Raw genomic sequence first — 24672 nt, 5'->3', positions numbered from 1 at the left:
TTTTAATAAAGTTTTACATCATTATTGCATTGTCATTGATAAAATAACCAGAATTAATAGGTCATTTAACTCGTATTTATAAATTAAAAAACTACAAAAATGAATCAATATGACTAATGAGTAGGTAGAAAAAAAGGTAATATCAATAGAAATTACTATGATAAGAAAGGAAAAACACATAATAATTCATTATAAAAACTAATGAAAATCTTTATTACTTATCGGGAATACAAGCGAAAACATCCAAAATAGAGTAAAAAAATGGGCACAATGGTCAAGCTACCTTATCAAATTGCGAATAAAAAATGTCAAATAAGAATAAAATTCTTTAAAAAAAAATTAATTAGATAAATAAATGCGCTTGGATTTTCACAAATAGTACCTAAGGGAGGTTAGTAAGACACGAACTTATCTTAGTGGTATGGTTAGATCATAAAAAAACGCGTTTTACCCTTAATGATAAAACGCGTTTATATGGCTTAATCAGCTTATTTTGAGGATGATGTCGCTTCCATTCCCACTAAACCAATCTTCAAGTACCCTGATTGACGCAATGCATTCATTACATCCATCATAGTTTCATAATCAACACTCTTGTCCGCTTGGAAAAAGATTGTTGTTTCCTTATTGGAACTCGTTGCTTGGTCAAGTGTAGAAGCAAGCTGTTCCTTTGTCACAGCTTGGTCACCAATAAAAAGCTGGCTATCCGATTTAACCGTTAGAAAAACAGGTTTTTCAGGACGCGGCTGCGGCTTCGCTGTCGAGGCGGGTAAGTCGACTTTAATATCAACTGTTGCCAATGGTGCCGCAACCATAAAGATAATCAATAAAACCAACATAACATCAATAAAAGGTGTTACGTTAATTTCATGCATTTCACCGCTATCGTCTTGTTCGTCACCTAAACGCATTGCCATAATAATTACCTTGCTTTGCTATTTGCCAGATCAAGATCACGCCCCAGTAACAATGCGGACTGAGCAGCGACATCCCCTACTTGACCACGATAGTTGTTGATCATACGGGCAAAAATATTATAAATCACAACCGCAGGGATAGCGGCAATAAGACCAATTGCTGTCGCTAATAATGCTTCTGCAATACCAGGGGCAACAACAGCGAGGTTAGTCGTTTGCGAGTGGGCAATCCCGATAAAGCTGTTCATGATCCCCCAGACAGTCCCAAATAGACCGACAAATGGAGAAATCGCACCAATAGTCGCCAAATAGCCATTACCACGCCCCATATAACGGCTAATCGCAGCAACAGCTCTTTCTAAACGGAATGATGTGCGCTCTTTTGTGCCTGATAAATCAGAGCTATTGGCTGATAAAGCCCGCTCAGTAACAGCTTCATTTAATAACATACGTGTAATGCTATTTGCTTTGAAGCCTTCTGCGATACTGACCGCCTCATCAAGTGACTTCACCTCAGCAATCGCTTTTGCTTCTGCTTTTAAGCGGCGACGAGCGACTAATATTTCCAAACCTTTTGAGAAAAATAGAGCCCATGTAATGACAGAAGCAATCACCAAACCAATCATAACGGTTTTAACCACGTTATCTGCATTTTGGTACATTCCCCAAACAGATAAGTCTTGATCAAAACCCCCTGTCGGTGCTTCTGTTGCAATTTCAATATTTTCATTAACAACTGTTGTGTTCACGGCTTCGCCTTGCGCAGGCTCAGCAGGTACTGATGCAACTTCAGCACTTGGTGTCGTTGTTGTTGGTGCGGCTGAATTTACTGCCGGTTGTGTTGATGGTGTGTTTTGAGACGCAGCTGGTGTTGTTGCAGGTGTGGTTTCAGCGACTGCCGTACCCATCAAGCCGAACGCCAATAGAATAGAAGCTGTTAGTTTACGCATCAGTTGGCCTTTACTCTCTTTTTAGTGTTGTATAATAAAATTCATATCGATGATTGTGCCATTCATCGACTAACCTTTAAAAGCGAAATTTGACTCGCGCTGTCCGTCTCTTTTCAAAAAGACGGTGCTGATGATATCAAACACAGCGCGAATTGATAGTAATTATCATTAGTATTCGCGATTTTTTTATATTTTTTTGCGTTTAGACAAACATGCCCTTTTCTATTATGCGGTTATTTTTCTTAATAATTCACAGCTCAATTAAGTGTTCTTACTTAATTTTACAAAATAAAACTCACCTACGATTTGAAAGTTGAAGAATACTCAAGTTACATTTCTATCAGGATCATTTAACGTCTTAGTATAAATCACCTTTGAATTTAGCCAGTTCACACTCTGTGTAGGGAAAAATCATGGCAGAAATAAAACCTGAAACACAATTAGTCCATATTGGTCGGAACCCTAAGTACACACAAAAAGGGGTAAATCCCGTAATTCAGAGAGCATCATCTATTATTTTTGATACGCTCGAAGAGAAACGTCATGCAACTCGCCATCGTGCAAATAGCGTATTATTTTATGGGCGTCGTGGTACGCAAACTCATTTCGCTTTTCAAGAGGCCATGACAGAATTAGAATCAGGTGCTGGATGCGTCCTTTACCCATCAGGCGCAGCAGCTATCACAAATGCCATTTTGTCGTTTATTTCTGCTGACGAACATATCCTTGTTACAGGCTCAGCTTATGACCCAACTCAAAATTTTTGCGACAATATTCTCACTAAGTTAAATATCCAAACCACGTATTTTGATCCACTCATCGGAACGGGTATCGCTGATTTAATTCAGCCTAATACGCGTATTGTATTCTTAGAGTCCCCCGGTTCTATCACCATGGAAGTTCATGATTTACCGACAATCGTAAAGACAATACGTGCGAAATCCCCTGAAATTGTGATTATGATTGATAACACTTGGGCTGCTGGTGTTTTACTTAAACCTTTATTATTTGATGTTGACGTATCAATCCAATCAGCAACTAAATATATCAATGGCCATTCCGACGGTATGCTCGGCCTTGCTGTGGCAAACCAACGCTGTATTGAAACATTGCGCGAAAATTCATATCTCTTAGGCCAAACGGCTGATCCAGACACCGTTTATATGGCTAATCGAGGACTACATACATTGCCGACTCGCTTAAAGCAGCATCAAATTAATAGCTTACAAGTCGCTAACTGGTTACAACAACGCCCTGAAGTTGAACAGGTATTTCACCCTGCACTAGAGAATTCACCTGGCCATGAATTCTTTATCCGTGATTTTACAGGTGCTAATGGCCTTTTCTCTTTCCAACTAAAATCACGCTTAACCACTGAGCAATTTACCGCTTTTCTTGATAATTTTAATCATTTTAAAATGGGTTATTCATGGGGTGGTTTTGAGTCGCTGATTTTGGGATACCAAAAAGAAGATTTACTCAATATGCGGCAGTATGATTTTTCACCAAAAGAAGGAACCTTCTTCCGAGTACATATAGGCCTAGAGCACACCGATGATTTAATTCACGACTTACAATTAGCTTTCGAAAGAATTTAAATTAAAAATCAATATATTAATTGCAGGAGCTGCGTTAAATGTTTCCTGCAATTTTTTCACTAAATGATTAATTCTTCAAACAAATCAAACTTGAGCCCTTTTTTTCCTGTAATATAGATGATAAAGAAATTCGCTTTTACGCAGATACAGGAATAATTATGGAAGTCCTACGCGAAATCGTACTGGCACTTTGGCACCACGATTTCCTTAAACTCTCCAACCCTGAAGTGCTTTGGGTTATTTATACCGTACTTTTTGTTGTCATTGTTTTAGAAAATGGCGTCCTTCCCGCCGCTTTCTTACCCGGTGATACCTTGTTGATCCTTTCTGGTGCATTAATTGCCAAAGGGGTTTTGCACTTTATACCCACGATATTATTGCTAACAACCGCAGCCAGTTTAGGTTGCTGGCTGGGCTTTCTGCAAGGCCGATGGTTAAGTGAAACTAAGGTTGTGAAGCGCTGGTTAGCACAAATCCCTGAGGAATATCACACCAAAGCAAACAATATGTTTAATAAGCAAGGTTTATACGCGCTACTTATAGGGCGCTTTCTTGCATTTGTCAGAACGATATTACCTTTGCTTGCTGGGTTATCTGAATTAAGCCACCGCCGTTTCCAGTTTTTTAACTGGTTAAGTGGTTTGTTATGGGTTGGTTTGATTGTCACCTTAGGGTATGCCCTAAACCAAATTCCTTTTGTGAAAGAACACGAGCAAATTGTGATTAGTGCTCTGATGATTATCCCAGTTATCCTACTGATTAGTGGCCTAATTGGCTCAATTGTAATGTACTGGAAACACCGCAAAGCACTCTCGAGTAGCAAAGAGAAATCATAATATGACCGAGTAATGGCCGCTAGTCAGCGGCCATTCAGACTGCTGACAAACATATTATGTTTGGCGGCAAGTCGAATAGGTTTTGAAAATAAACTAGAAAAATCAATTTATTGATTTTCGGCTGATAACACAAAGCGGGAAAAACCACGCTTTTATCCCGCTTTGTCAACAACCTCAATGGCCGCTAGTCAGCGGCCATTTGGTTTATTCAGTCATCAAACTGCTAATAGCAGAAAATAAATACTGACCAATTTCTGCAGTCATCCATGTCCCTTGAGAAATTTTGGGATCTTCACGATAAATAGCCCGAATTCTCTCTTGTAGCTCAGGATCTCCCCCCGTAAACTGGTTGAACATCGTTAACCATGTTTGTGCTAATTGTTGTACTTCAGGTGAATCTGGGGATTTTTGGGCTTTTAATGCATTATAGAGACCCGCAATTAACTCAGGCCACACCTGCCCTGAAGCAAAATAATGTTGCTGAACAAAAGCAAATTGCTCCGCGGTTAAATGGGGTTTAAACAGTGATAATTGGTATTCACTAAAACCCTCTGCAACAAATTGGATCATTGCGACAGAAATGCCTGATGAATAAGCTAACGTGTTATCCGATAAATGAATTTGATTCAGTCGTGCAAAGAAATCAGGGTTTCCTCCGGTATCTCTTTCTAACGCTGTCATCCATTCATGTGCAATTTGTTGCACCTCTGTAGATTGAGGTGTTGCACCTTGTTCCATCAGCTTGCTTACCGTTGCTACTCGCTGTTGCCACTCTTGGTTTTTCAGCGTATGCGCCGTATATAATGGCAATTGTTCCAATTCTTGAGGGGTAAAATATTTATCAAACATCGACATCATCTCCAATACAGAAAACCAATCAGCCTGAGTTAAAGTATTCCCCGTTTGCATTTGCCTGTGTAATTGCTCTAATCGATTACGTAATGTCGCCATTTGCTCCATTTGTTCCGTTAATAATGCAATTCGCTCTTGCAGCAAACTCGTCATATCTCCACTCTGGCCATCCAGTAATTCACCGATGTTTTTCAGTTTGACTCCAACTTGCCGTAACAATTGAATTTGCGTTAAACGCTCTATGCATTGCATGTTGTAAAGCCGATAACCTGCATCGGTTCTTGCAGTTGGTACCAATAAGCCAATTTCTTCATAATGATGAAGTGTACGGATGGTTAATCCTGTTTTTTCCGCGATCTCACCAACTTGAAATAGCATATGTTCCTCCTGTAATTGCGACTAAGGTTAGTGCCTCACGTTACGTGAGAGTCAATCACCACTTTGCACTTTTTATTAAAATTCCATCTTATCCATTATATCAGCAGACAATTTCTCTCTCGTCAGGAGATGGCTTTATAGAATAGCAATAAAAAAGCCCCAGTAGATTGAATACTGAGGCTTATATAGATAACGTTAAATTATTACTTAATTAATGCATGCATTTCTTGTACAGAGATTACCGTATCGGTTGGGTCTGCACTGAGCGACATCGTAGTGGCAAACCCACCATTCAACGTCGTGTCATAGTGGACTTTATAACGCAATGCACTGCGACGAATTAATTTTGAGTCTTCAATGGCTTGACGCCCTGCGGTGGTATTCACAATGTAATCATATTCACCATTCTTAATTCTATCTTGAATGTGTGGACGACCTTCATGAACTTTATTGACGAGGCGTGGGTTAATACCAGCCTCTCCTAACACAATCGCAGTGCCGTGAGTAGCATCCAGCTCAAAGCCGTGTTTTAACAGCTTAGCAGCTAAATCAACCACGCGAGTTTTATCTCCCTCACGAACAGATAACAGTGCACGGCCTGATTTTTTCATCGTCGAGCTACTGCCTAACATCGCTTTAGCAAAAGCTTCAGCAAATGTCCGGCCGACGCCCATTACTTCGCCTGTTGAACGCATTTCAGGCCCAAGAATTGGGTCAACACCAGGGAATTTATTGAATGGCAATACCACCTCTTTCACAGAGTAATATGGTGGAATAACCTCTTCCGTCACCCCTTGCTGTGCCAAGGTTTGCCCTACCATCACACGCGCTGCAACTTTCGCTAATGGCACACCCGTTGCTTTAGAAACAAAAGGCACAGTCCTTGCCGCACGTGGATTGACTTCAATTAAGTAAACTTCATTATTTTTGACTGCAAACTGCACGTTCATCAAGCCACGCACACGTAACTCAAAGGCAAGGTTACGAACTTGTTCACGCATTACATCTTGGATTTCTTGGCTAAGCGTATAAGCAGGTAGAGAACATGCGGAGTCACCAGAGTGCACACCAGCTTGCTCAATGTGTTCCATGATACCGCCGATCAGTACCATCTCACCGTCACAAATCGCATCTACGTCAACTTCAACCGCATCGTCTAGGAAACGGTCAAGTAGCACTGGCGCATCGTTAGAGACACTTACCGCGGTTTGGAAATAGCGACGTAAATCGATTTCATCATATACAATTTCCATTGCTCGGCCACCTAGTACATAGGATGGACGAACAACCAGCGGGTAGCCAATAACAGCTGCTTTTTCAACGGCTTGCTCAATCGCTGTGACAGTTGCGTTCTGTGGTTGCTTCAAGTTCAAGCGATTAACGGCCTTCTGGAAACGTTCACGATCTTCTGCGCGGTCGATGGCATCTGGGCTCGTACCAATAACAGGAACACCGGCAGCTTCCAACGCTCTCGCTAATTTCAATGGTGTTTGACCACCATATTGCACAATCACGCCTTTTGGCTGCTCGATACGCACAATTTCAAGTACGTCTTCCAGTGTCACTGGCTCAAAATAGAGGCGATCTGATGTATCATAGTCAGTTGAAACGGTTTCAGGATTACAGTTGACCATAATGGTTTCATAGCCGTCTTCGCGTAACGCTAAAGATGCATGCACGCAGCAATAGTCAAATTCAATCCCTTGCCCAATCCGGTTTGGCCCACCGCCTAATACCATCACCTTCGGTTTAGCATTATTTGGGTTTGACTCGCACTCATCTTCATAAGTGGAATACATATAAGCCGTATCTGTTGCAAATTCTGCCGCACAGGTATCAACACGTTTATATACAGGATGTAAATCATAGCCTTGACGTAATTTACGCAGTTCTGCTTCAGAAACCCCGACTAGACTAGCTAAACGGGCATCTGCAAAACCTTTCCGTTTGAGTACACGTAAGAAGTCTTTGGTCAGGCCATTGATACCTAATTCAGCCACTTCTTCTTCTAAACGTACCAGTTCTTCGATTTGCACTAAGAACCAGCGGTCAATATTGGTTAAATTGAAAACACCATCAACAGAAAGCCCCGCACGGAATGCATCCGCAATAAACCAAATACGCTCTCCACCAGCATCTTTTAATTCACGACGGATACGAGTCAGAGCTTCAGGGTCCTCTTGGGCTACTTTCGGGTCAAAGCCTGTTGCGCCCACTTCTAACCCACGTAACGCTTTTTGCATTGATTCTTGGAATGTGCGACCGATAGCCATCACTTCGCCAACCGATTTCATTTGCGTTGTGAGTCGGTCATTCGTGCCAGCAAATTTTTCAAAGTTAAAGCGCGGAATTTTTGTCACAACGTAATCAATGGAAGGTTCAAATGATGCAGGGGTACGGCCACCAGTGATATCATTCATTAACTCATCAAGGGTATAGCCCACGGCTAATTTTGCCGCAATCTTTGCAATTGGGAAGCCTGTTGCTTTAGAGGCAAGCGCTGATGAACGCGAAACCCGCGGGTTCATTTCAATAACAATTAAGCGCCCATCTTTAGGGTTTACCGCAAATTGAACGTTAGAGCCACCTGTTTCAACGCCGATTTCACGCAATACTGCCATCGATGCGTCACGCATGATTTGGTATTCTTTATCAGTCAGTGTTTGAGCTGGTGCTACGGTGATAGAGTCACCTGTGTGGATCCCCATGGCATCGAAGTTTTCAATGGAACAAACGATAATACAGTTGTCTTTTTTATCGCGGACAACTTCCATTTCGTATTCTTTCCAACCAATCAGCGATTCATCTATCAATAATTCGTTAGTCGGGGATAAATCTAAACCGCGAGTACAAATTTCTTCAAACTCTTCGCGATTATAGGCGATACCGCCACCGGTACCTCCCATCGTAAATGATGGGCGAATAATACAGGGAAAGCCTACCGCATCGGCAACAGCAAATGCTTCTTCCATATTATGTGCGATACCTGAGCGTGCAGTGCCCAAGCCGATTTTTTTCATTGCTTTATCAAAGCGTTGGCGATCTTCTGCTTTATCTATTGCATCAGCAGTCGCCCCAATCATGGTGACACCGAACTCGGCTAAAACGCCTTTACGCTCTAATTCAAGCGCACAGTTCAATGCGGTTTGGCCCCCCATGGTCGGTAATACTGCATCTGGGCGCTCTTTTTCAATAATTTTACGCACAACTTCCCAGTGAATCGGCTCGATGTAAGTTGCATCCGCCATTTCTGGGTCTGTCATAATAGTCGCTGGGTTCGAGTTAACTAAGATTACGCGGTAACCTTCTTCACGCAGTGCTTTACACGCTTGGGCACCTGAATAGTCAAATTCACATGCTTGGCCAATTACAATTGGGCCGGCACCTAAAATCAGAATGCTTTTTATATCAGTACGTTTTGCCATTTTTTTGCTCCCGATTATTGTGCGTTTTGACGAGGTGTGTTTTGACGGTATTCATTAATTAATTCAATGAAATGGTCGAACAAATTTGCCGCATCATGTGGCCCTGAGCTTGCTTCTGGATGGCCTTGAAAACTAAATGCTGGTTTATCCGTACGGTGAATACCTTGCAATGTTCCATCAAACAGTGACTTGTGAGTCACGCGCAGTGTGTCGGGAAGTGTCGATTCATCAACCGCAAAACCATGGTTTTGCGCCGTGATCATCACCACATCTTTGTCTAAATCTTTAACTGGATGGTTAGCACCATGATGGCCAAACTTCATTTTCATGGTATTAGCACCGCTGGCCAAAGCGAGTAATTGGTGCCCTAAACAAATACCAAATACTGGGATTTCTGTGGTTAAGAATGTTTCAATTGCCTTGATTGCATAATCACAAGGAGCCGGGTCACCAGGGCCATTCGATAAGAAAATACCATCGGGGTTCATCGCCAATACGGTTTCTGCTGGTGTAGTTGCTGGCACCACCGTTAAACGGCAACCACGGTCAACTAACATACGTAAGATATTACGCTTTGCACCGAAGTCATAAGCAACAACATGTAGAGGGAGTTCTTCCGCAGTTTTCGCGCCTTGCTGGCCATTTTCCAGCGTCCATGAACCTTGGGACCAGTTATAAATCTCTTTAGTGCAGACTTCTTTTGCCAAGTCCAACCCATTCAAACCTGAAAAACTACGCGCTTTTTCCAGTGCGAGTGCAACATCAGGGTTATCACCCGCAATGATACAACCGTTTTGAGCGCCTTTTTCTCTCAGTAAACGTGTTAATTTACGTGTATCGATATCCGCAATCGCCACGACATTATGGCGTTTTAGATATTCGGATAACCCTTCTTGCCCGCGGAAGTTACTGTAAACCAATGGTAAGTCACGAATGATTAAGCCTTGTGCATGAACATTTGGGGATTCTTCGTCATCAGCATTAGTGCCGACATTACCAATATGGGGATAAGTGAGAGTAACAATTTGGCGGGAATAGGAAGGGTCTGTAATTATTTCTTGATATCCGGTCATCGACGTGTTGAAAACGACTTCTCCAACTGCAGCGCCTTCTGCACCGATAGCACGCCCGTGGAATTGGGTTCCGTCTTCCAGAACCAATATAGCTGACTTAATCAAAACACCCTCCGGAGAATAATAAATCACGTTTTTTGCATATTAATTCAGATTTTACGATCTAAATCAATGCCAAAATGAGTTTTTAAGCAAATTTTTGGCAAATTGCGCGCATTCTAATGATGAGATAGGGTCTTGTCTAGAAAAAAATGCATTTTTTTCACTTTTATCTTACTTTTTTACTTAACTACCTCACTTTTAGTTGGATGAGTAGTATAAATAGCAGTAAATATGAATAAGTAAACGGTTGCAAAGCAAGATAACTAGTTTATTGATAATAACCCAGCTAAAAGAAGGAAGAAAGGATAATTAACGAGCAAAACAGAAGATAAAAACCATGAAGATATCAATTAATATCAATCTGAATAAAAATAATTCAGATCGATATTATAATAATAAGAAAATAATTTTAATCGTATAATTTTAAAGAAAAAAAATAAAAAATAAAAACTACAAATCATCCAGATTTAGCACATCTTTCATATCATATAACCCATTATTTTTAGCACAAACCCACCCTGAAGCTTTTATTGCACCATTTGCAAAGGTCATACGGCTAGAGGCTTTATGGCTAATTTCAACTCGCTCCCCAATATCTGCAAACATTGCGGTATGTTCACCCACAATATCCCCAGCACGGATAGTTGCAAAGCCAATAGTTCCAGGTTCTCGTTCCCCGGTGTAACCTTCACGGGTATATACCGCACACTCTTTTAAGTCTTTCCCAAGTACACTAGCAATAGACTCTCCCATAGCCAAAGCCGTACCTGATGGCGCATCCACTTTATGGCGGTGATGTGCTTCAACAATTTCAATATCAGTGTAATTTCCCATCACTTTTGCTGCTTTTTCCAGTAATTTCAGCACCACATTGACACCAACACTGAAATTTGCCGCAAAGACAATAGGAATAGATTTCGCCGCTTCGGCAATAGCTTGCTTACCTTGCTCATCAAACCCTGTCGTTCCAATTACCATGGCTTTTTGGTTAGCTTTACAAAATGCAAGATAGTGTAAAGTCCCTTCTGGGCGCGTGAAATCAATGACAACATCAAAATCATTAACAACCTGATTAAGTGAATCAACAATGGCAATACCTAGCTTACCGATACCTGCGAGTTCCCCTGCATCAGTCCCGATAAGTGATGAGCCCTCGCGCTCAATCGCGGCACCTAATTGAATTCCATCTTGTTGTTGCGCGGCTTGAATTAGCTGGCGCCCCATACGCCCACCGGCACCAACTATTGCGACTCGTACCATTGAATTTGCCATGGCTTATCCTTTTTTAATTAATGCAAATCGATAAATTTGAACTGTTGTTTAGGATAAAAAAACTATTTTTACCCATAGTTTAGAAATGATTGTGATACAGATTAACTATCCTGACCATATTCCGCTAGCAAAAATGTATCGTTATTAACAAAAGCGTAGAGAGAGAAAGGATTATCAGTAAAAGTTTTAATTCAGAGGATATTCGAAAGGAACCATTTGAATGGAAAGGTTAAAACAGCCGCGAGATCGGGATCATAAAGCGGCTGTTCCTGTAATTAAAATCAAATGATTAATTAATCTCTTTAACCTCAACTCTTAATTCTTTAGGGACCTCAAAGACGATATTTTCTTCACGCCCTTGCAATTCAACAACAGAGTCAGCCCCTAATTCTTTAAGCCTATCAATAACTTGCCTAACTAGAATATCAGGAGCAGATGCCCCAGCAGTTAAGCCAATAATATTTTTATCCGCTAACCATTCCGTTTTAATATCTTCCGCACCATCAATTAAATAGGCAGGTTTTTGCATACGCGAAGCTAACTCTGCAAGACGATTTGAGTTTGATGAGTTTTTAGAACCGACGACTAAAACAACGTCAGCGCGTTCTGCAAGCTCTCTCGCTGCTTCTTGGCGGTTAGTCGTTGCATAACAAATATCGTCTTTACGGGGTCCAACGATACTTGGAAAGCGAGATGTCAGCGCATCAATGACATCAGAAGTATCATCAACAGAAAGCGTTGTTTGTGTCATGAAAGAGAGATTATTTTCATCTTTCACTTTCAGTTTCCAAACATCTTCTGGGCTTTCAACAAGATACATCCCACCTTCAGGGTTACTATATTGCCCCATCGTACCTTCGACTTCTGGGTGCCCAGCGTGGCCAATTAAAATAGCCTCTTTGCCTTTACGGCTAGCTCGTGCAACTTCCATATGAACTTTCGTAACCAAAGGACAAGTCGCATCAAATAACATGGTGAGATCGCGAGAGCGAGCTTCTTGACGAATAGCTTGGGAAACGCCATGCGCAGAAAAAATCAAAATAGACCCATCTGGTACTTCTGAGATTTCCTCAATAAAGATAGCACCACGTTGACGTAAATCATCAACAACATAACGGTTATGAACCACTTCGTGACGAACGTAAATCGGAGCACCATATATTTCTAACGCCCTTTCTACGATGCTAATTGCGCGGTCTACGCCTGCACAAAACCCACGAGGGTTAGCCATTAATATTTGCATTGTGATTCTCCAATTGCGGGTCTACTTCAAGCACTTCGACATCAAAACTAATCTGCTGCTCTGCGAGAGGGTGATTAAAATCAATAGTAATCGACTCACCTTCAATTGATTTTACTACACCTGGCATTTCACTGCCATTCATCGCCGTAAATAGCATTATCGTACCAATTTCAGGAATGCCTGTTTCTATAAAATCACGCAATGAAAAATATTGAACTAAGTCAGGGTTATGTTTCCCAAAAACAGTATCTCCGGGCAGCGAAAAACTTTTCTTTTCACCTTCATTAAGGCCAATCAATTGGGCTTCAAGTTCTGGCGATAAGGAGTCATTCCCTAAAACAAATAACGCAGGCTTTCCTTGTGCGTGCGAGGAGTCAGCCGTAGAGCCATCTTCCAATTTCAATGTGAAGTGCAGTAAAACAGAGCTCTGTGCCTGTATTTGAGTAGACATAAACCAAACCTATTTATCATAAAATTCAGCCCAGAAAATCTGGGCTGTGAGTTATTACATTCTAACCTAGTACGCTGCCATCTTATTTGGCTTTTTCTTGCTTTGATTTATCAGGTAAAAAACCTTCAAAAATGACAAGTGCCGCACCAATACATATCGCCATATCCGCTAGGTTAAATGTCGGCCAATGCCAATTACCAACGTAAAAATCAAGGTAATCGATAACGAAGCCATGGACTAAACGGTCGCTTAAATTACCGATAGCACCGCCAATAATCAATGCATAAGCAATATTTGATAGGCGTTTTTGTGCACTTTGGCGATACATCATAACCATCAAGATTACAGATATCCCAATTGCAATACCCGCAAAGAACCAACGTTGCCAACCACCTTCATCAGCCAAGAAACTGAATGCCGCTCCGAAATTTTGTGCATACATTATGTTGAAAAATGGCATTATCGGGTGTGGCTCGTACAGATTTAGATCACTAAGCACTAATTGCTTAATGCCTAAATCCGCAACGATGATCACAATGGCCAACCATAACCAACGCAAACCGGTAGAACAAACTGGCGTCTTCATTAAGCAAACTTACGCGTTTCGCCGTTACCGGCTACGTTAGTGACACAGCGACCACAAATTTCTGGTTGCTCGCTCGAAGAACCGATATCACTTGCATAATGCCAGCAACGAGGGCATTTTTCACCCGCTGCTTTACTGAAAGCAATTTTTAGGCCTTTCAATTCGCTTTCTTGCGCATCTGCTGGAGCCGTTGCAATATCAGCGACATGGGCTTGTGATGTCAGTAAAACAAAGCGTAATTCATCACCAAGGCTTTGTAGTTTTTCAGCCAGAGCTTTATCGGCATACAAAGTCACAGCGGCTTCTAATGAGCCCCCGATAAGCTTATCAGTACGCGCTTGTTCTAACACCTTATTCACTTCACCACGAACCGCTAACAACTCAGCCCAGAAGCTGTTGTTCATTTCATTTGATTCATCTAAACCAAATAAGCCGTCATACCACTCTTCGGTAAGAACAAATTGAGCGCGTTTTCCTGGTAACTCATTCCAAATTTCATCAGAAGTAAACGACAGAACCGGAGCCATCCAACGCACTAATGCTTCAACAATGTGGAATAACGCAGTTTGGCAGCTACGGCGTGCTAAGCTATCACTTTTCGCGGTGTATTGACGGTCTTTGATGATATCCAGATAGAATGACCCCATTTCAATGGAGCAGAAATGCATTAATCTTTGGATAACAGATAAGAAATCGTACTCATCATAAGCTTTGGCAATCTCTTGTTGAGCTTCTAAAGCACGGCTCACCGCCCAGCGGTCTAAAACCACCATATCTTCTGGTTTCACCATGTCGGTTTCAGGATTAAAACCATTTAAGTTAGCCAGTAAGAAACGTGCAGTATTACGAATACGGCGGTATGAGTCAGCCGCGCGTTTTAAAATTTCATCTGAAACAGCGATTTCGCCAGTGTAATCCGTTGATGCAACCCATAAACGTAAGATATCTGCACCCAGTTTATTCATGACATCTTGAGGGCTCACTGTGTTGCCTAAAGATTTAGACATTTTGCGGCCTTGGCCATCAACAGTGAAGCCATGTGTCAATACTTGGCGATAAGGTGCTTTACCTTTCATTGCGGTTGATAACATCAATGATGACATAAACCAGCCGCGGTGTTGATCTGACCCTTCAAGGTACATATCCGCTGAATTACCATGGAATTCAGGACGTGCGTCCACAACCGCAAAGTGCGTTGAACCTGAGTCAAACCATACGTCTAAGGTATCAGGTACTTTACGATATGTTTCAGCTTCATCACCCAACAGCTCAGCAGGGTCAAGATCCCACCATGCTTGGATGCCATCCACTTCAACACGCTTAGCCACTTCTTCCATTAATTCTAATGTACGAGGGTGTAACTCTTCAGTGTCTTTATGAACAAACAACGACATTGGGGTACCCCAAGTACGTTGACGAGAAATACACCAGTCTGGGCGGTTTTCAACCATTGATTCAATACGTGCGCGCCCCCAACCCGGGATCCATTGAACAATATCAATTTCTTTCAGCGATTGTTCACGTAAACCGTTTTTATCCATACCGATAAACCACTGTGGCGTAGCACGGAAGATAACTGGAGTCTTATGGCGCCAGCAGCATGGATAGCTGTGTTGAATCGCTTGTTTGTATAGTAATGCGCCTTTTTCGCTCAATAATTCAACGATAAGGTCATTAGCTTTAAAAATAAACACGCCATCTAATGTTGGGTAAGTATTTGGTAAGAAGCAACCATCTGGCCCTACAGGGTTCGCTGTTTCTAAGCCATATTTCTGACCAACCACATAGTCTTCAGGACCGTGGCCTGGTGCAGTATGAACAGCACCAGTACCCGCGTCTAATGTCACATGGTCACCCAAAATTGCAGGCACATCAAAGCCCATAAATGGATGATTGAAACGTAAAAGTTCAAGTGCAGAACCCTCACACTCCCCTAGCACTGCCCACGCTTCAACCCCTATCGTTTTCATTACCTCTTCGACGAGGTCAGCAGCTAAAATGAGTAACTCACCATTTGCTTCGATTAAATCATATTTAAACTCAGGGTTTAAAGAAATCGCACGGTTAGCTGGCAAAGTCCAAGGCGTTGTTGTCCAGATGACTAACGAAGGTGTTTTTTCGCTAACAATGCCAAATTTTTCGCACACAGCTTTGCCATCTACGGCTGGGAAGCGAACATAGATAGATGGCGAGGTTTTATCATAATATTCAACTTCAGCTTCCGCTAATGAAGAACCGCAAGCAGTACACCAGTGAACAGGTTTTGCCCCCTTCACTAAATGGCCATTTGCAATGGTTTTAGCCAATGCTCGGATAATATGAGCTTCGGTTTTAAAATCCATTGTTAGATAAGGTTTATCCCACTCACCTAAAACACCAAGACGCATGAAATCAGCTTTTTGGCCTTCAATTTGCTCTTTAGCGTATTGACGGCATTGTGCACGAAATTCAGCAGCGGAAACTTTTTCCCCTGGCTTACCGACGATTTGTTCAACTTTATGTTCAATCGGTAATCCATGGCAGTCCCAACCTGGGATGTATGGGGAATCATAGCCCGCCAACCCTTTGGACTTAATAATAATATCTTTGAGAATTTTGTTAACTGAGTGACCAATATGAATACTGCCGTTAGCATACGGAGGACCATCGTGCAGAATAAAGGTTTTCTTGCCCGATTTTGCTTTACGGATTGCCTGATACAAACCTTCTTTGTACCAGCGCTCTAACATCTGTGGTTCGCGTTTAGCGAGATCGCCACGCATTGGGAACCCTGTTTCCGGTAGATTCAGGGTATTTTTATAGTCACTCATCGATTCTCAGTTCCAATTTTCCGCTAAATTATCTGATTCCTATTGCAGTAAGATACTCTCTCGCTGCAATTACATCATTAGCAATTTGCTCCTTAAGCGCTTCCAACGAAGCAAACCGCTGCTCATCACGTAATTTCTTACGTAACACTACATCGATATGACGCCCATATAAATCCATATTTGCATCAATCAGATGAACTTCTAACTGTGTTCCTTTTCCAGATACAGTCGGACGTGTGCCAATATTTGCCACACCCGGTAAAGGCTTATCACCTAAACCGTAAACTTCTACAGCATATACACCAGTTACTGGTGTGACTAAACGTTTTAACGGTAGGTTTGCCGTTGGAAAACCTATTGTCCTACCAAGTTGGTTACCATGAACCACACGCCCGCTAATACGATAAGAGTGCCCTAACAGGCTTTCTGCTAATTCAAGATTATTTTCTTGAATGGCTTTTCGTATCGCTGTACTGCTGATACGGAGCCCTGAATCACAAAAGCTTTCTGTATCTGCAACTTCAAAACCAAATTTACTACCTGCTTGTTGTAAAAAAGCAAAGTCTCCCATGCGATTTTTCCCAAAGCGGAAATCATCACCTATAGCGAGGTACTTTACACCAAGCTTACTGACAAGTAAGTCAGAAACAAACTCAGCAGGTGTTAATGACGCAAAGTGCTGGTTAAATTCAACACATAAGAGGTAATCAATACCACTATCTGCAAGGTATTTAACTTTGTCTCGCAAACGCGTCAAACGCGCTGGCGCTTTGTCACCAATAAAAAATTCAAGGGGCTGTGGCTCAAATATCATCACGACAGTTGGCAACCCTAACTGCGCACCCTTAAGTTTCAAATTTTGAAGTAAAACCTGATGCCCACGATGAACACCATCAAAATTACCGATAGTCAGCACGCAACCATGGTGGCACGCCCGGATATTCTGTATACCGCGAATTAGCTCCATAACAGGCTCAATACCGAGGAAATTGCAGGATTATACCTTGTACGACGCATAAGGTTAACCTTAGTTCGCAAAAGGTTTCATTAAACCCTATTTTTTTGATCTCTACACGATTTTTTCCGCACTATTTTTATGCAATTAGTGGGTTATTACGCTCCCAAGCAGAGCTATTGGATTCGAATATCAAAAACTTTGGGGTAACCAATGGATTATCAATACAACAAATTTGTTCCAAGGTCTCTAAAAATATTATATTTTTATGTTTTACACTTCAATGGTTATAACCAAACGATTAAAAAGAACAAAAAACAACCACAACATGTTTAATTTTCATACTACCCACTGATTGACAGACTAAAAAATATTTTTACCCTTAGTTCTTTTTAAATTTCTGCCATCAATTATGCATTTTTTCACGCTAAGATCTGTATTCTTCTTATATTTGCTGATAGAATCTTGCACCATTCACAACGCATGAGCATCGAAGTACACGATGTTTATTTGCACAAATCCATTGACAAATGAAGGGCGAAAGGGCATATTCCTCGACCTTTGAATTGTCCTCAATAGAATACATTTGGGAGTTGGACCTTGGCTAATATCAAATCAGCTAAGAAACGTGCCGTTCAGTCAGAGAAACGTCGCCAGCATAACGCTAGCCGTCGCTCTATGGTACGTACTTTTATCAAGAAAGTTTACCTTGCTATCGCTGCAGGCGATAAAGAAGCTGCTCAGAAAGCATTCAATGACATGCAACCTATTGTTGATCGCCATGCTACTAAAGGCCTGATCCACAAAAATAAAGCAGCACGTCATAAAGCTAACTTAGTTGCTCAAATCAAAGCAATGTAATTTTGCTTCTTGATTAGCTTAAAAAAACCGGCTTATGCCGGTTTTTTATTTGTTACTATTTTTTATCTAAGCTATCAAGAGGAACTGAAAATAAATCTGAGAAATCTTTATTACACACTCGCTGCACGGCTGGGTGCTGGATCATTCTTTCTGCAAAAATAACGTAGTACTCTTCTTTTACGCTTTCTAAACGGCCTAACTCTACAATATCTTCGCCACCTAAAAGGTCAGGTGTATACTGCGATGGAGCAACAAAAATCGCGTTATAATGCATGCCAAATGCTTTCATAAGCGCTGCATCATCAAACTCACCTAACACTTCTACTTGCAGGTTTTTATTTCGTATCCAAGCTAAGATATGCCTACCTAACAAATATCGCCGCCCTGGAATCAATAAGCGACGTTCCTCTAAACATTCAGGAAATGGCTTTTTAGGGATCGGCTGACGACAAAAGAAACTCATATTACACTCGCCCAACTTCACCGAGAACAAACCTTCTTGCTGTGATGAGTCCACAGGGCAGTCAGACAAAATCATATCTAATTTATGTTGGCTAAGCTGTTCTAATAGCAATTCATGCGTTGATTCAAAACAACGTAAATGAATTTGTTCATGCTCAACAACCGTAGTCTCTAATATTTTACTAACTAGCTGTTTTGAGAGCGTGTCTGCAACCCCAACATCAAACAATAAATTAGATTCACGGCTGTAATTGACGATATCTAGCATTTCTTGGCTAAGCATGAACATTTTATCTGCATAGCGAAAAATTAATTGCCCAAGCTCAGATGGCACCAAACCTCGCCCCTGCCTTTTGAATAACTTTCCACCTAATCGCTCTTCCAATGCTTTTATTTGCCCTGTAATTGTCTGAGGAGTCAGGTAAAGCGCTTCTGCTGCTCCGACTACAGAGCCTTCTTTACATACATGCCAGAAGTAGTAAAGATGGTTAAAATTAAGATGTGAAACCCGCATATCGATTCCTTCGGTACCGTCACTAGCTATGTAACCCGCTATTGACCATACACATTTACCCGCAGCTCATACTTTTCAGAGCCTTTAAAATGAATACCGTAGTGTATTAAAAAACACACTACGGTATATCATAGATTATTAGTTCGGAAATTCTTACTAATAATTTGCAAAATTACACAATAAGCTTGTACTAGGTTAGTTCTTTTTGTTTCGGTAACACTACTCTTAACATAAAGTAACCTAAAAATGCAGCTAGCGTAGAACCAATCAAGATTCCTAGGCGCGAATAGGTACTATACACCTCATCCAGCCCATCAAATGCGAGGCCGGTTATAAAAATAGACATAGTAAAACCGATCCCACACAGTACAGAAACGGCAAAAACTTGTTTTAAGTTAATCGACTCTGGCAATTTTGCAAACCCAAGTTTTACCGAAATCCAACTAAACAGAAAAATCCCAATTGGCTTACCCAAAATTAGCCCCGCAGCGACTCCTAATGGCAGTGGGCTCAACAAACCTTCAAAAGTCACACCTTGAAGTTGCACACCCGAATTAGCAAACGCAAAAATAGGTAGAATTAAGTAAACAACCCATGGATGTAAAACGTGTTCCAATTCTTCTGAAGGCTTGGTCTGGTTAGTACCATGTAAAGGGATCAAGAAGCCAACAATGACTCCTGCTAATGTGGCATGCACTCCAGACTTCAAAATGCACACCCATAATATTAACCCAATAACTAAGTAAGCCGCTGTATTCTCTACTCTACGCCAATTCATCATACAGAGAATGGCAATACACAGTGCTGACAACCCCAATGCAACCAAGGAAACAGAACTTGTATAGAAAAAGGCAATAATCACGATAACACCAAGGTCATCAATAATAGCTAATGCTAATAAGAACACCTTAAGTTCTGTTGGTACTCGCTTACCTAATAAGGCCATCACACCTAGCGCGAAAGCAATGTCTGTAGCGGCAGGTATTGCCCAACCTTGCTGGGTAACTGCATCTCCACCATTAAATAATAGGTAAATTAATGCTGGAGCAATCATCCCTCCTAAGGCTGCGATTGCTGGAAATATCGCTTTATCACGTCCTGCAAGGGATCCTTCTAATAATTCGCGCTTTACTTCAAGGCCGACCACCAAAAAGAAAATCGCCATTAGGAAGTCATTAATCCATAATATCAGCGGTTTATCTAAACCAAACTCTGATATTTTAATGGATACAGGAATATCTAAAAATTGCTGATAAGCCCCTTGTAATGGTGAGTTAGCCATTATTAAAGCGACTATGGCAGCAATAATCAGAAGTAAGCCCCCTGCTGCTTCTAACCTTAAAAATTTACGAATAATTGCTGTCATATAGTTAACCCCAATGTTTTTTTGAATGTTAATACTATGCTAATTATTAATTCGTAAAAAATCGTTTATTTATCGCTTAACACTCGGAATTACCGATTTATTTGGGTTAGAGATCACGGCAAATGAGAAAAAAACGTTAATTTTACTATAGACAACTTTTATAAAAACAAATAATAAATTTTGTGATAAACAGACTTTATAAATTCAACTTTTCTAGTACATCAAAATTTATCCCTTTTATTTACACAAGAAAAACTTGCCTGTTTCTTTCTTCGATACCTTTTGTAAAAACGATAAATATGGAAGACTATTTACAAAATATTTGCCAAACGTTTCGCAAAACAATGTGTTTAGATTGCTAATAAAATACTAATGATTACAATTTAACGATGACAACTTACGTATTACTTTCTGTGCTGTTTGCAGCTTTTTGCCATGCAAGCTGGAACACTATAGTTAAATTTGGTAATGACCGTTTTTTCGGCCTAGTCATGATTTCTGTTTTTTCTGGCGCCTTAGCGATACCAGCAATACTTTGGTTAGGCCTACCATCACCAGAAGCTATCCATTGGTTAGCGTTATCGGTACTGTTTCATATTGGCTATACCTATTTTTTAAGTCAGGCTTATACACATGGCGATTTAAGCCAAATTTACCCAATATCACGTGGTTCTGCGCCATTAATGACAGCAGTACTAGGTGCTTTGCTATTTAATGAGCTAATTCCACTAATGGGTCTTATTGGTGTTTTGTGCATTATTAGTGGCGTAGTGCTCATTGCTTTTGCGGGTAAAAAATTCACATTGAATATTAAAGGAAAAGCACTAGTTTTTGCCTTATCAACCGCCTTCTTTACGGCTTGCTATACCCTATCCGATGGCTATGGTGCCAGAGCAAGTGAAGACCCTGTCGTGTACACACTTTGGTTGTTTCTTTTAAATGGAATTGTGTTAGCTGTACCTGGCCTTATCAAATATCGTGGTACCTTACTTGTTGGAATTCAACAATACTGGCGTTCAGGGTTGCTAGGTGGGTTAATGCAACTCATTAGCTATGGCATTGCCATATGGGCGATGAGCCAAGCACCGATTGTCATGGTCGCCGCAGTTAGAGAAACTAGCGTACTCTTTGCCATGTTTTTATCCATTGCTTTTCTTAAAGAAAAATTCAACGTCATGCGAGTCATTGCCTGTGTTGTTATTGTTTTTGGTGTTTTATTAGCAAAATTAAGTCATTAATAAAATTGTTATTATTTGAATGTTTGGTTATCAAGCAACTAATTTAGCTTTATCCAAAATCGTATTATTGCTTTTTATTTACCCATAATTGTTATATTTTCTCACCAGATATGAGGCCAAAATGTCGCTTTTAAAATCTTTACTGGCTATTTCCATTATTAGTGCTTCTTTTCCTAGTTTTTCAGCTATCCCCGCGGACACCATAATTGTAGATGGAACCATCTTAACAATGGATGCTAAAAAGCAGGTTATTGACCATGGTACAGTTGTCATCAAAGGCAATAAAATTATTGCGGTTGGTGGCCCTGAACTTGCTCAAAATTATCAAGCACCTAATGTCCTGAATGTTAATGGCGATATTGTCATGCCAGGGCTAATTAACACTCACACACATGCATCTATGACCGTGTTTCGTTCCTTAGCTGATGATGTGCCAGACCGTTTACACCGTTATATTTTCCCATTAGAAAATAAAATGGTTTCCCGTGAAATGGTACGAGTTGGGGCCAACCTTGCGAATATTGAAATGATTAAAGGTGGAGTCACAACTTACGTTGATATGTATTACTTTGAAGATGAAGTGGCTAAAACCGTTGATAAAATTGGACTAAGAGCGGTTCTTGGGGAATCAGTGATTCAATTTCCCGTCGCTGATGCAAAAAATGCAGATGAAGGTATCGATTATGCAGTCAACTTTATCAATCAATACAAAGATCACCCACGTATCACCCCTGCTTTTGCGCCTCATGCGCCTTATACCAATACAACCGAGCATTTACAGAAAATAGCAAAATTATCTCAAGAGCTTAATGTTCCAGTAATGATCCATCTGGCGGAAACTGACCGTGAACAAGAAGAAATAGCCAAACGTACAGGAGGGAAAAGCCCTGTACAATATATGGCTGACATTGGCGCACTGAATAATAAAGTTATTGCAGCACACGCCATTATGGTTGATGAAAAGGATATGGATCTACTCAAGCAGTATGATGTCGGCGTTGCGCATAATATCAGTGCGAATACTAAGTCTGCTAAAGGTGTTGCCCCTGTAACAACCATGCTGGAAAAAGGGATCCGCGTTGGTTTGGGAACGGATGGACCAATGTCGAGTAATACGCTAACGACGCTAAATGAGCTAAATTTAGTCGGTAAAATTCACAAACTAGCCAATAAAGATAGAGCAGCGATGCCACCAATCACTGTTGTTGAGATGGCGACCATGGGCTCTGCGCGGGTATTACATATGGAAGACAAACTCGGCTCTCTCGAAGCAGGGAAATTAGCTGATATCATTGTTATTGATACCAAATCACCAAATATGGTTCCTATGTATAGCCCCTATGCCGCATTAGTCTATGGCGCAAATGGAGCCAATGTTCGCCATACTATTGTTGATGGCAAGGTATTGATGCAAGACCGTAAAATACTGACTGCTGATGAAAATACAATTATCAAAGAAGCTCAAGATTTTGCCAGTAAAGTCCGCGAAACTGTGGTTGCTAGTGGTGAAGTCGTAAAATAAGATAAAAAAATGGCTGACTTGGCAATATGCTCAGTCAGCCATTCTAGCTTTTCCAATTATTAACTAATTATTTATTAGTTAAATCATCAAAGAATTTCTTAACGCCATCTAAAAAGCTTTTAGAGCGCGGGCTGTTCTTCTCACCACTCTTTCCACCTAGTGATTCACCAAACTCTTTGAGCAACTCTTTTTGTTTCTCATTGAGTTTAACGGGGGTTTCAACAACAATGTGGCACATTAAATCACCTTGCAGACCACCACGTACCGATTTCACACCTTTTCCTTTCATACGGAAAATTTTACCAGTTTGGGTTTCTGCTGGGATTTTCAGTTTTACACGGCCATCAAGGGTTGGTACTTCAATTTCGCCACCCAGTGCTGCATCAGCAAAGTTAATTGGAACCTCACAGTGCAGGTTATTACCATCACGCTCAAAAATATTATGAGGCAATACATGAACCTGAACGAATAAATCTCCTGCTGGTGCCCCGTTTTCTCCGGCCTCACCTTCTCCTGACAAGCGAACACGGTCACCTGTATCTACACCTGCTGGAATTTTAACTGACAGTGTTTTATATCTTTCAACACGGCCATGACCATGACATTTGTTGCATGGATCTTTGATAACTTTACCGCGACCATGACACGTTGGACAAGGCTGTTGTACAGAGAAAAAGCCTTGGCGCATATGGACTTGGCCCATACCGTGACAGGTTGAGCACGTATCCGCACTAGTTCCTGGTTTCGCACCATTACCATGACAAACGTCACAGGTTTCCAAGGTTGGAATACGGATTTCTTTGGTCACTCCACGGACAGCCTCTTCGAGAGTCAGTTCCATGTTGTACTGTAGGTCAGAACCACGGCTTGGGCGCTGCTGTCTGCGGCCGCCTCCAAAAATATCACCGAAGACGTCACCAAAGATATCACTAAAGTCTGCGCCACCACCGAAGCCACCGCCTCCGCCCATTCCACCTTGCTCAAACGCAGCATGACCATACTGGTCATAAGCCGCACGTTTTTGCTCGTCAGAAAGAACTTCGTAAGCTTCTTTGATCTCTTTAAATTTATCTTCTGAACCTTTATCACCCTGATTACGGTCAGGGTGATGCTTCATCGCTAAGCGCTTATAAGCACGCTTAATATCTTTATCCGATGCATTTCTTTCGAGGCCTAATACCTCATAAAAATCTCTTTTTGCCATTTAATTTTGCCCTTAACATGCGGAACGGGCGTAGAGTTGCCTCGACGCCCGTATCCG

The 24672-nt window shown here is 41.2% G+C and carries 19 protein-coding genes; 5 read left to right on the top strand and 14 right to left on the bottom strand.

Going from position 1 to position 24672, the window contains the following annotated elements; translation table 11 throughout:
- Nucleotides 1-488: 488 nt before the first annotated feature.
- Together exbD and exbB are read right to left on the bottom strand one after the other, a co-directional pair.
- The gene (exbD, locus tag M1F25_RS03495; RefSeq protein WP_094961939.1) at nt 489-917 is read right to left on the bottom strand and encodes a TonB system transport protein ExbD; all 429 of its coding nucleotides are present in this window, start codon (nt 915-917) and stop codon (nt 489-491) included.
- Between the two features lie 5 nt (nt 918-922).
- A complete protein-coding gene (exbB, locus tag M1F25_RS03490; protein WP_004905606.1) occupies nt 923-1867 on the bottom strand; it encodes a tonB-system energizer ExbB in 945 nt (314 codons plus the stop codon).
- Nucleotides 1868-2280: 413 nt separating this feature from the next.
- Between exbB and metC the strand changes: the two genes are divergently transcribed.
- A complete protein-coding gene (gene metC / locus M1F25_RS03485; protein WP_112307829.1) occupies nt 2281-3465 on the top strand; it encodes a cystathionine beta-lyase in 1185 nt (394 codons plus the stop codon).
- Between the two features lie 158 nt (nt 3466-3623).
- The gene (locus tag M1F25_RS03480; RefSeq protein WP_004905610.1) at nt 3624-4301 is read left to right on the top strand and encodes a DedA family protein; all 678 of its coding nucleotides are present in this window, start codon (nt 3624-3626) and stop codon (nt 4299-4301) included.
- Between the two features lie 204 nt (nt 4302-4505).
- Here the strand turns inward: M1F25_RS03480 and M1F25_RS03475 are convergent, their stop codons facing one another.
- The 9 genes from M1F25_RS03475 to ribF all read right to left on the bottom strand — a co-directional run bounded on the left by M1F25_RS03475 (nt 4506) and on the right by ribF (nt 17460).
- Nucleotides 4506-5531, bottom strand: a complete 1026-nt coding sequence (locus M1F25_RS03475; RefSeq protein ID WP_004905612.1) for a MerR family transcriptional regulator — start codon at nt 5529-5531, stop codon at nt 4506-4508.
- 203 nt (nt 5532-5734) lie between these two features.
- Nucleotides 5735-8956: a carbamoyl-phosphate synthase large subunit gene (gene carB / locus M1F25_RS03470; protein ID WP_181489294.1), complete on the bottom strand. Its 3222-nt coding sequence runs from the start codon at nt 8954-8956 to the stop codon at nt 5735-5737.
- 14 nt (nt 8957-8970) lie between these two features.
- Complete coding sequence (gene carA / locus M1F25_RS03465) at nt 8971-10134, bottom strand: glutamine-hydrolyzing carbamoyl-phosphate synthase small subunit (RefSeq protein ID WP_153673989.1); 1164 nt, start codon at nt 10132-10134, stop codon at nt 8971-8973.
- Between the two features lie 447 nt (nt 10135-10581).
- Nucleotides 10582-11403, bottom strand: a complete 822-nt coding sequence (dapB, locus tag M1F25_RS03460; protein ID WP_181489292.1) for a 4-hydroxy-tetrahydrodipicolinate reductase — start codon at nt 11401-11403, stop codon at nt 10582-10584.
- Between the two features lie 289 nt (nt 11404-11692).
- On the bottom strand, nt 11693-12646 hold the full coding sequence (gene ispH, locus M1F25_RS03455) for a 4-hydroxy-3-methylbut-2-enyl diphosphate reductase (RefSeq protein WP_004905626.1): 954 nt from the start codon (nt 12644-12646) through the stop codon (nt 11693-11695).
- Nucleotides 12627-13097, bottom strand: coding sequence for an FKBP-type peptidyl-prolyl cis-trans isomerase (gene fkpB / locus M1F25_RS03450; protein ID WP_094961935.1), 471 nt, complete (start codon nt 13095-13097; stop codon nt 12627-12629). The genes ispH and fkpB overlap by 20 nt, the downstream gene beginning before the upstream one ends.
- An 82-nt stretch (nt 13098-13179) precedes the next feature.
- Entirely contained in the window at nt 13180-13683 is a 504-nt protein-coding gene (lspA, locus tag M1F25_RS03445) for a signal peptidase II (RefSeq protein ID WP_112307828.1), read from the bottom strand.
- A complete protein-coding gene (ileS, locus tag M1F25_RS03440; RefSeq protein WP_094961934.1) occupies nt 13683-16493 on the bottom strand; it encodes an isoleucine--tRNA ligase in 2811 nt (936 codons plus the stop codon). Before ileS ends, lspA begins: the two co-directional genes overlap by 1 nt.
- Nucleotides 16494-16521: 28 nt before the next feature.
- The gene (gene ribF / locus M1F25_RS03435; RefSeq protein ID WP_094961933.1) at nt 16522-17460 is read right to left on the bottom strand and encodes a bifunctional riboflavin kinase/FAD synthetase; all 939 of its coding nucleotides are present in this window, start codon (nt 17458-17460) and stop codon (nt 16522-16524) included.
- Nucleotides 17461-18048: 588 nt separating this feature from the next.
- Here ribF and rpsT point away from each other — a divergent pair.
- On the top strand, nt 18049-18309 hold the full coding sequence (rpsT, locus tag M1F25_RS03430) for a 30S ribosomal protein S20 (protein WP_004914688.1): 261 nt from the start codon (nt 18049-18051) through the stop codon (nt 18307-18309).
- Nucleotides 18310-18364: 55 nt separating this feature from the next.
- On the opposite strand, the gene nhaR is transcribed toward rpsT, so the two are convergent.
- Both nhaR and nhaA read right to left on the bottom strand, forming a co-directional pair.
- Nucleotides 18365-19285 (bottom strand): transcriptional activator NhaR, encoded by a 921-nt coding sequence (nhaR, locus tag M1F25_RS03425; RefSeq protein ID WP_004914690.1) that lies wholly within the window; start codon nt 19283-19285, stop codon nt 18365-18367.
- 190 nt (nt 19286-19475) lie between these two features.
- Nucleotides 19476-20651, bottom strand: a complete 1176-nt coding sequence (nhaA, locus tag M1F25_RS03420) for a Na+/H+ antiporter NhaA (protein WP_004905642.1) — start codon at nt 20649-20651, stop codon at nt 19476-19478.
- A 389-nt stretch (nt 20652-21040) separates the two neighbouring features.
- On the opposite strand from nhaA, the gene M1F25_RS03415 reads away from it, so the two are divergent.
- Nucleotides 21041-21889, top strand: a complete 849-nt coding sequence (locus M1F25_RS03415) for an EamA family transporter (RefSeq protein WP_181489290.1) — start codon at nt 21041-21043, stop codon at nt 21887-21889.
- A 121-nt stretch (nt 21890-22010) separates the two neighbouring features.
- Nucleotides 22011-23411, top strand: a complete 1401-nt coding sequence (locus M1F25_RS03410) for an amidohydrolase (RefSeq protein WP_094961931.1) — start codon at nt 22011-22013, stop codon at nt 23409-23411.
- A gap of 67 nt (nt 23412-23478) precedes the next feature.
- On the opposite strand, the gene dnaJ is transcribed toward M1F25_RS03410, so the two are convergent.
- A complete protein-coding gene (gene dnaJ / locus M1F25_RS03405) occupies nt 23479-24615 on the bottom strand; it encodes a molecular chaperone DnaJ (RefSeq protein ID WP_112307826.1) in 1137 nt (378 codons plus the stop codon).
- Between the last annotated feature and the right edge of the window lie 57 nt (nt 24616-24672).

This window comes from Providencia sp. PROV109 (assembly GCF_033681625.1).
Lineage (GTDB): Bacteria > Pseudomonadota > Gammaproteobacteria > Enterobacterales > Enterobacteriaceae > Providencia > Providencia hangzhouensis.
The sequence above is the reverse complement of the archived record's forward strand: the minus strand, read 5'-3'. Positions and strand labels throughout refer to the sequence as shown.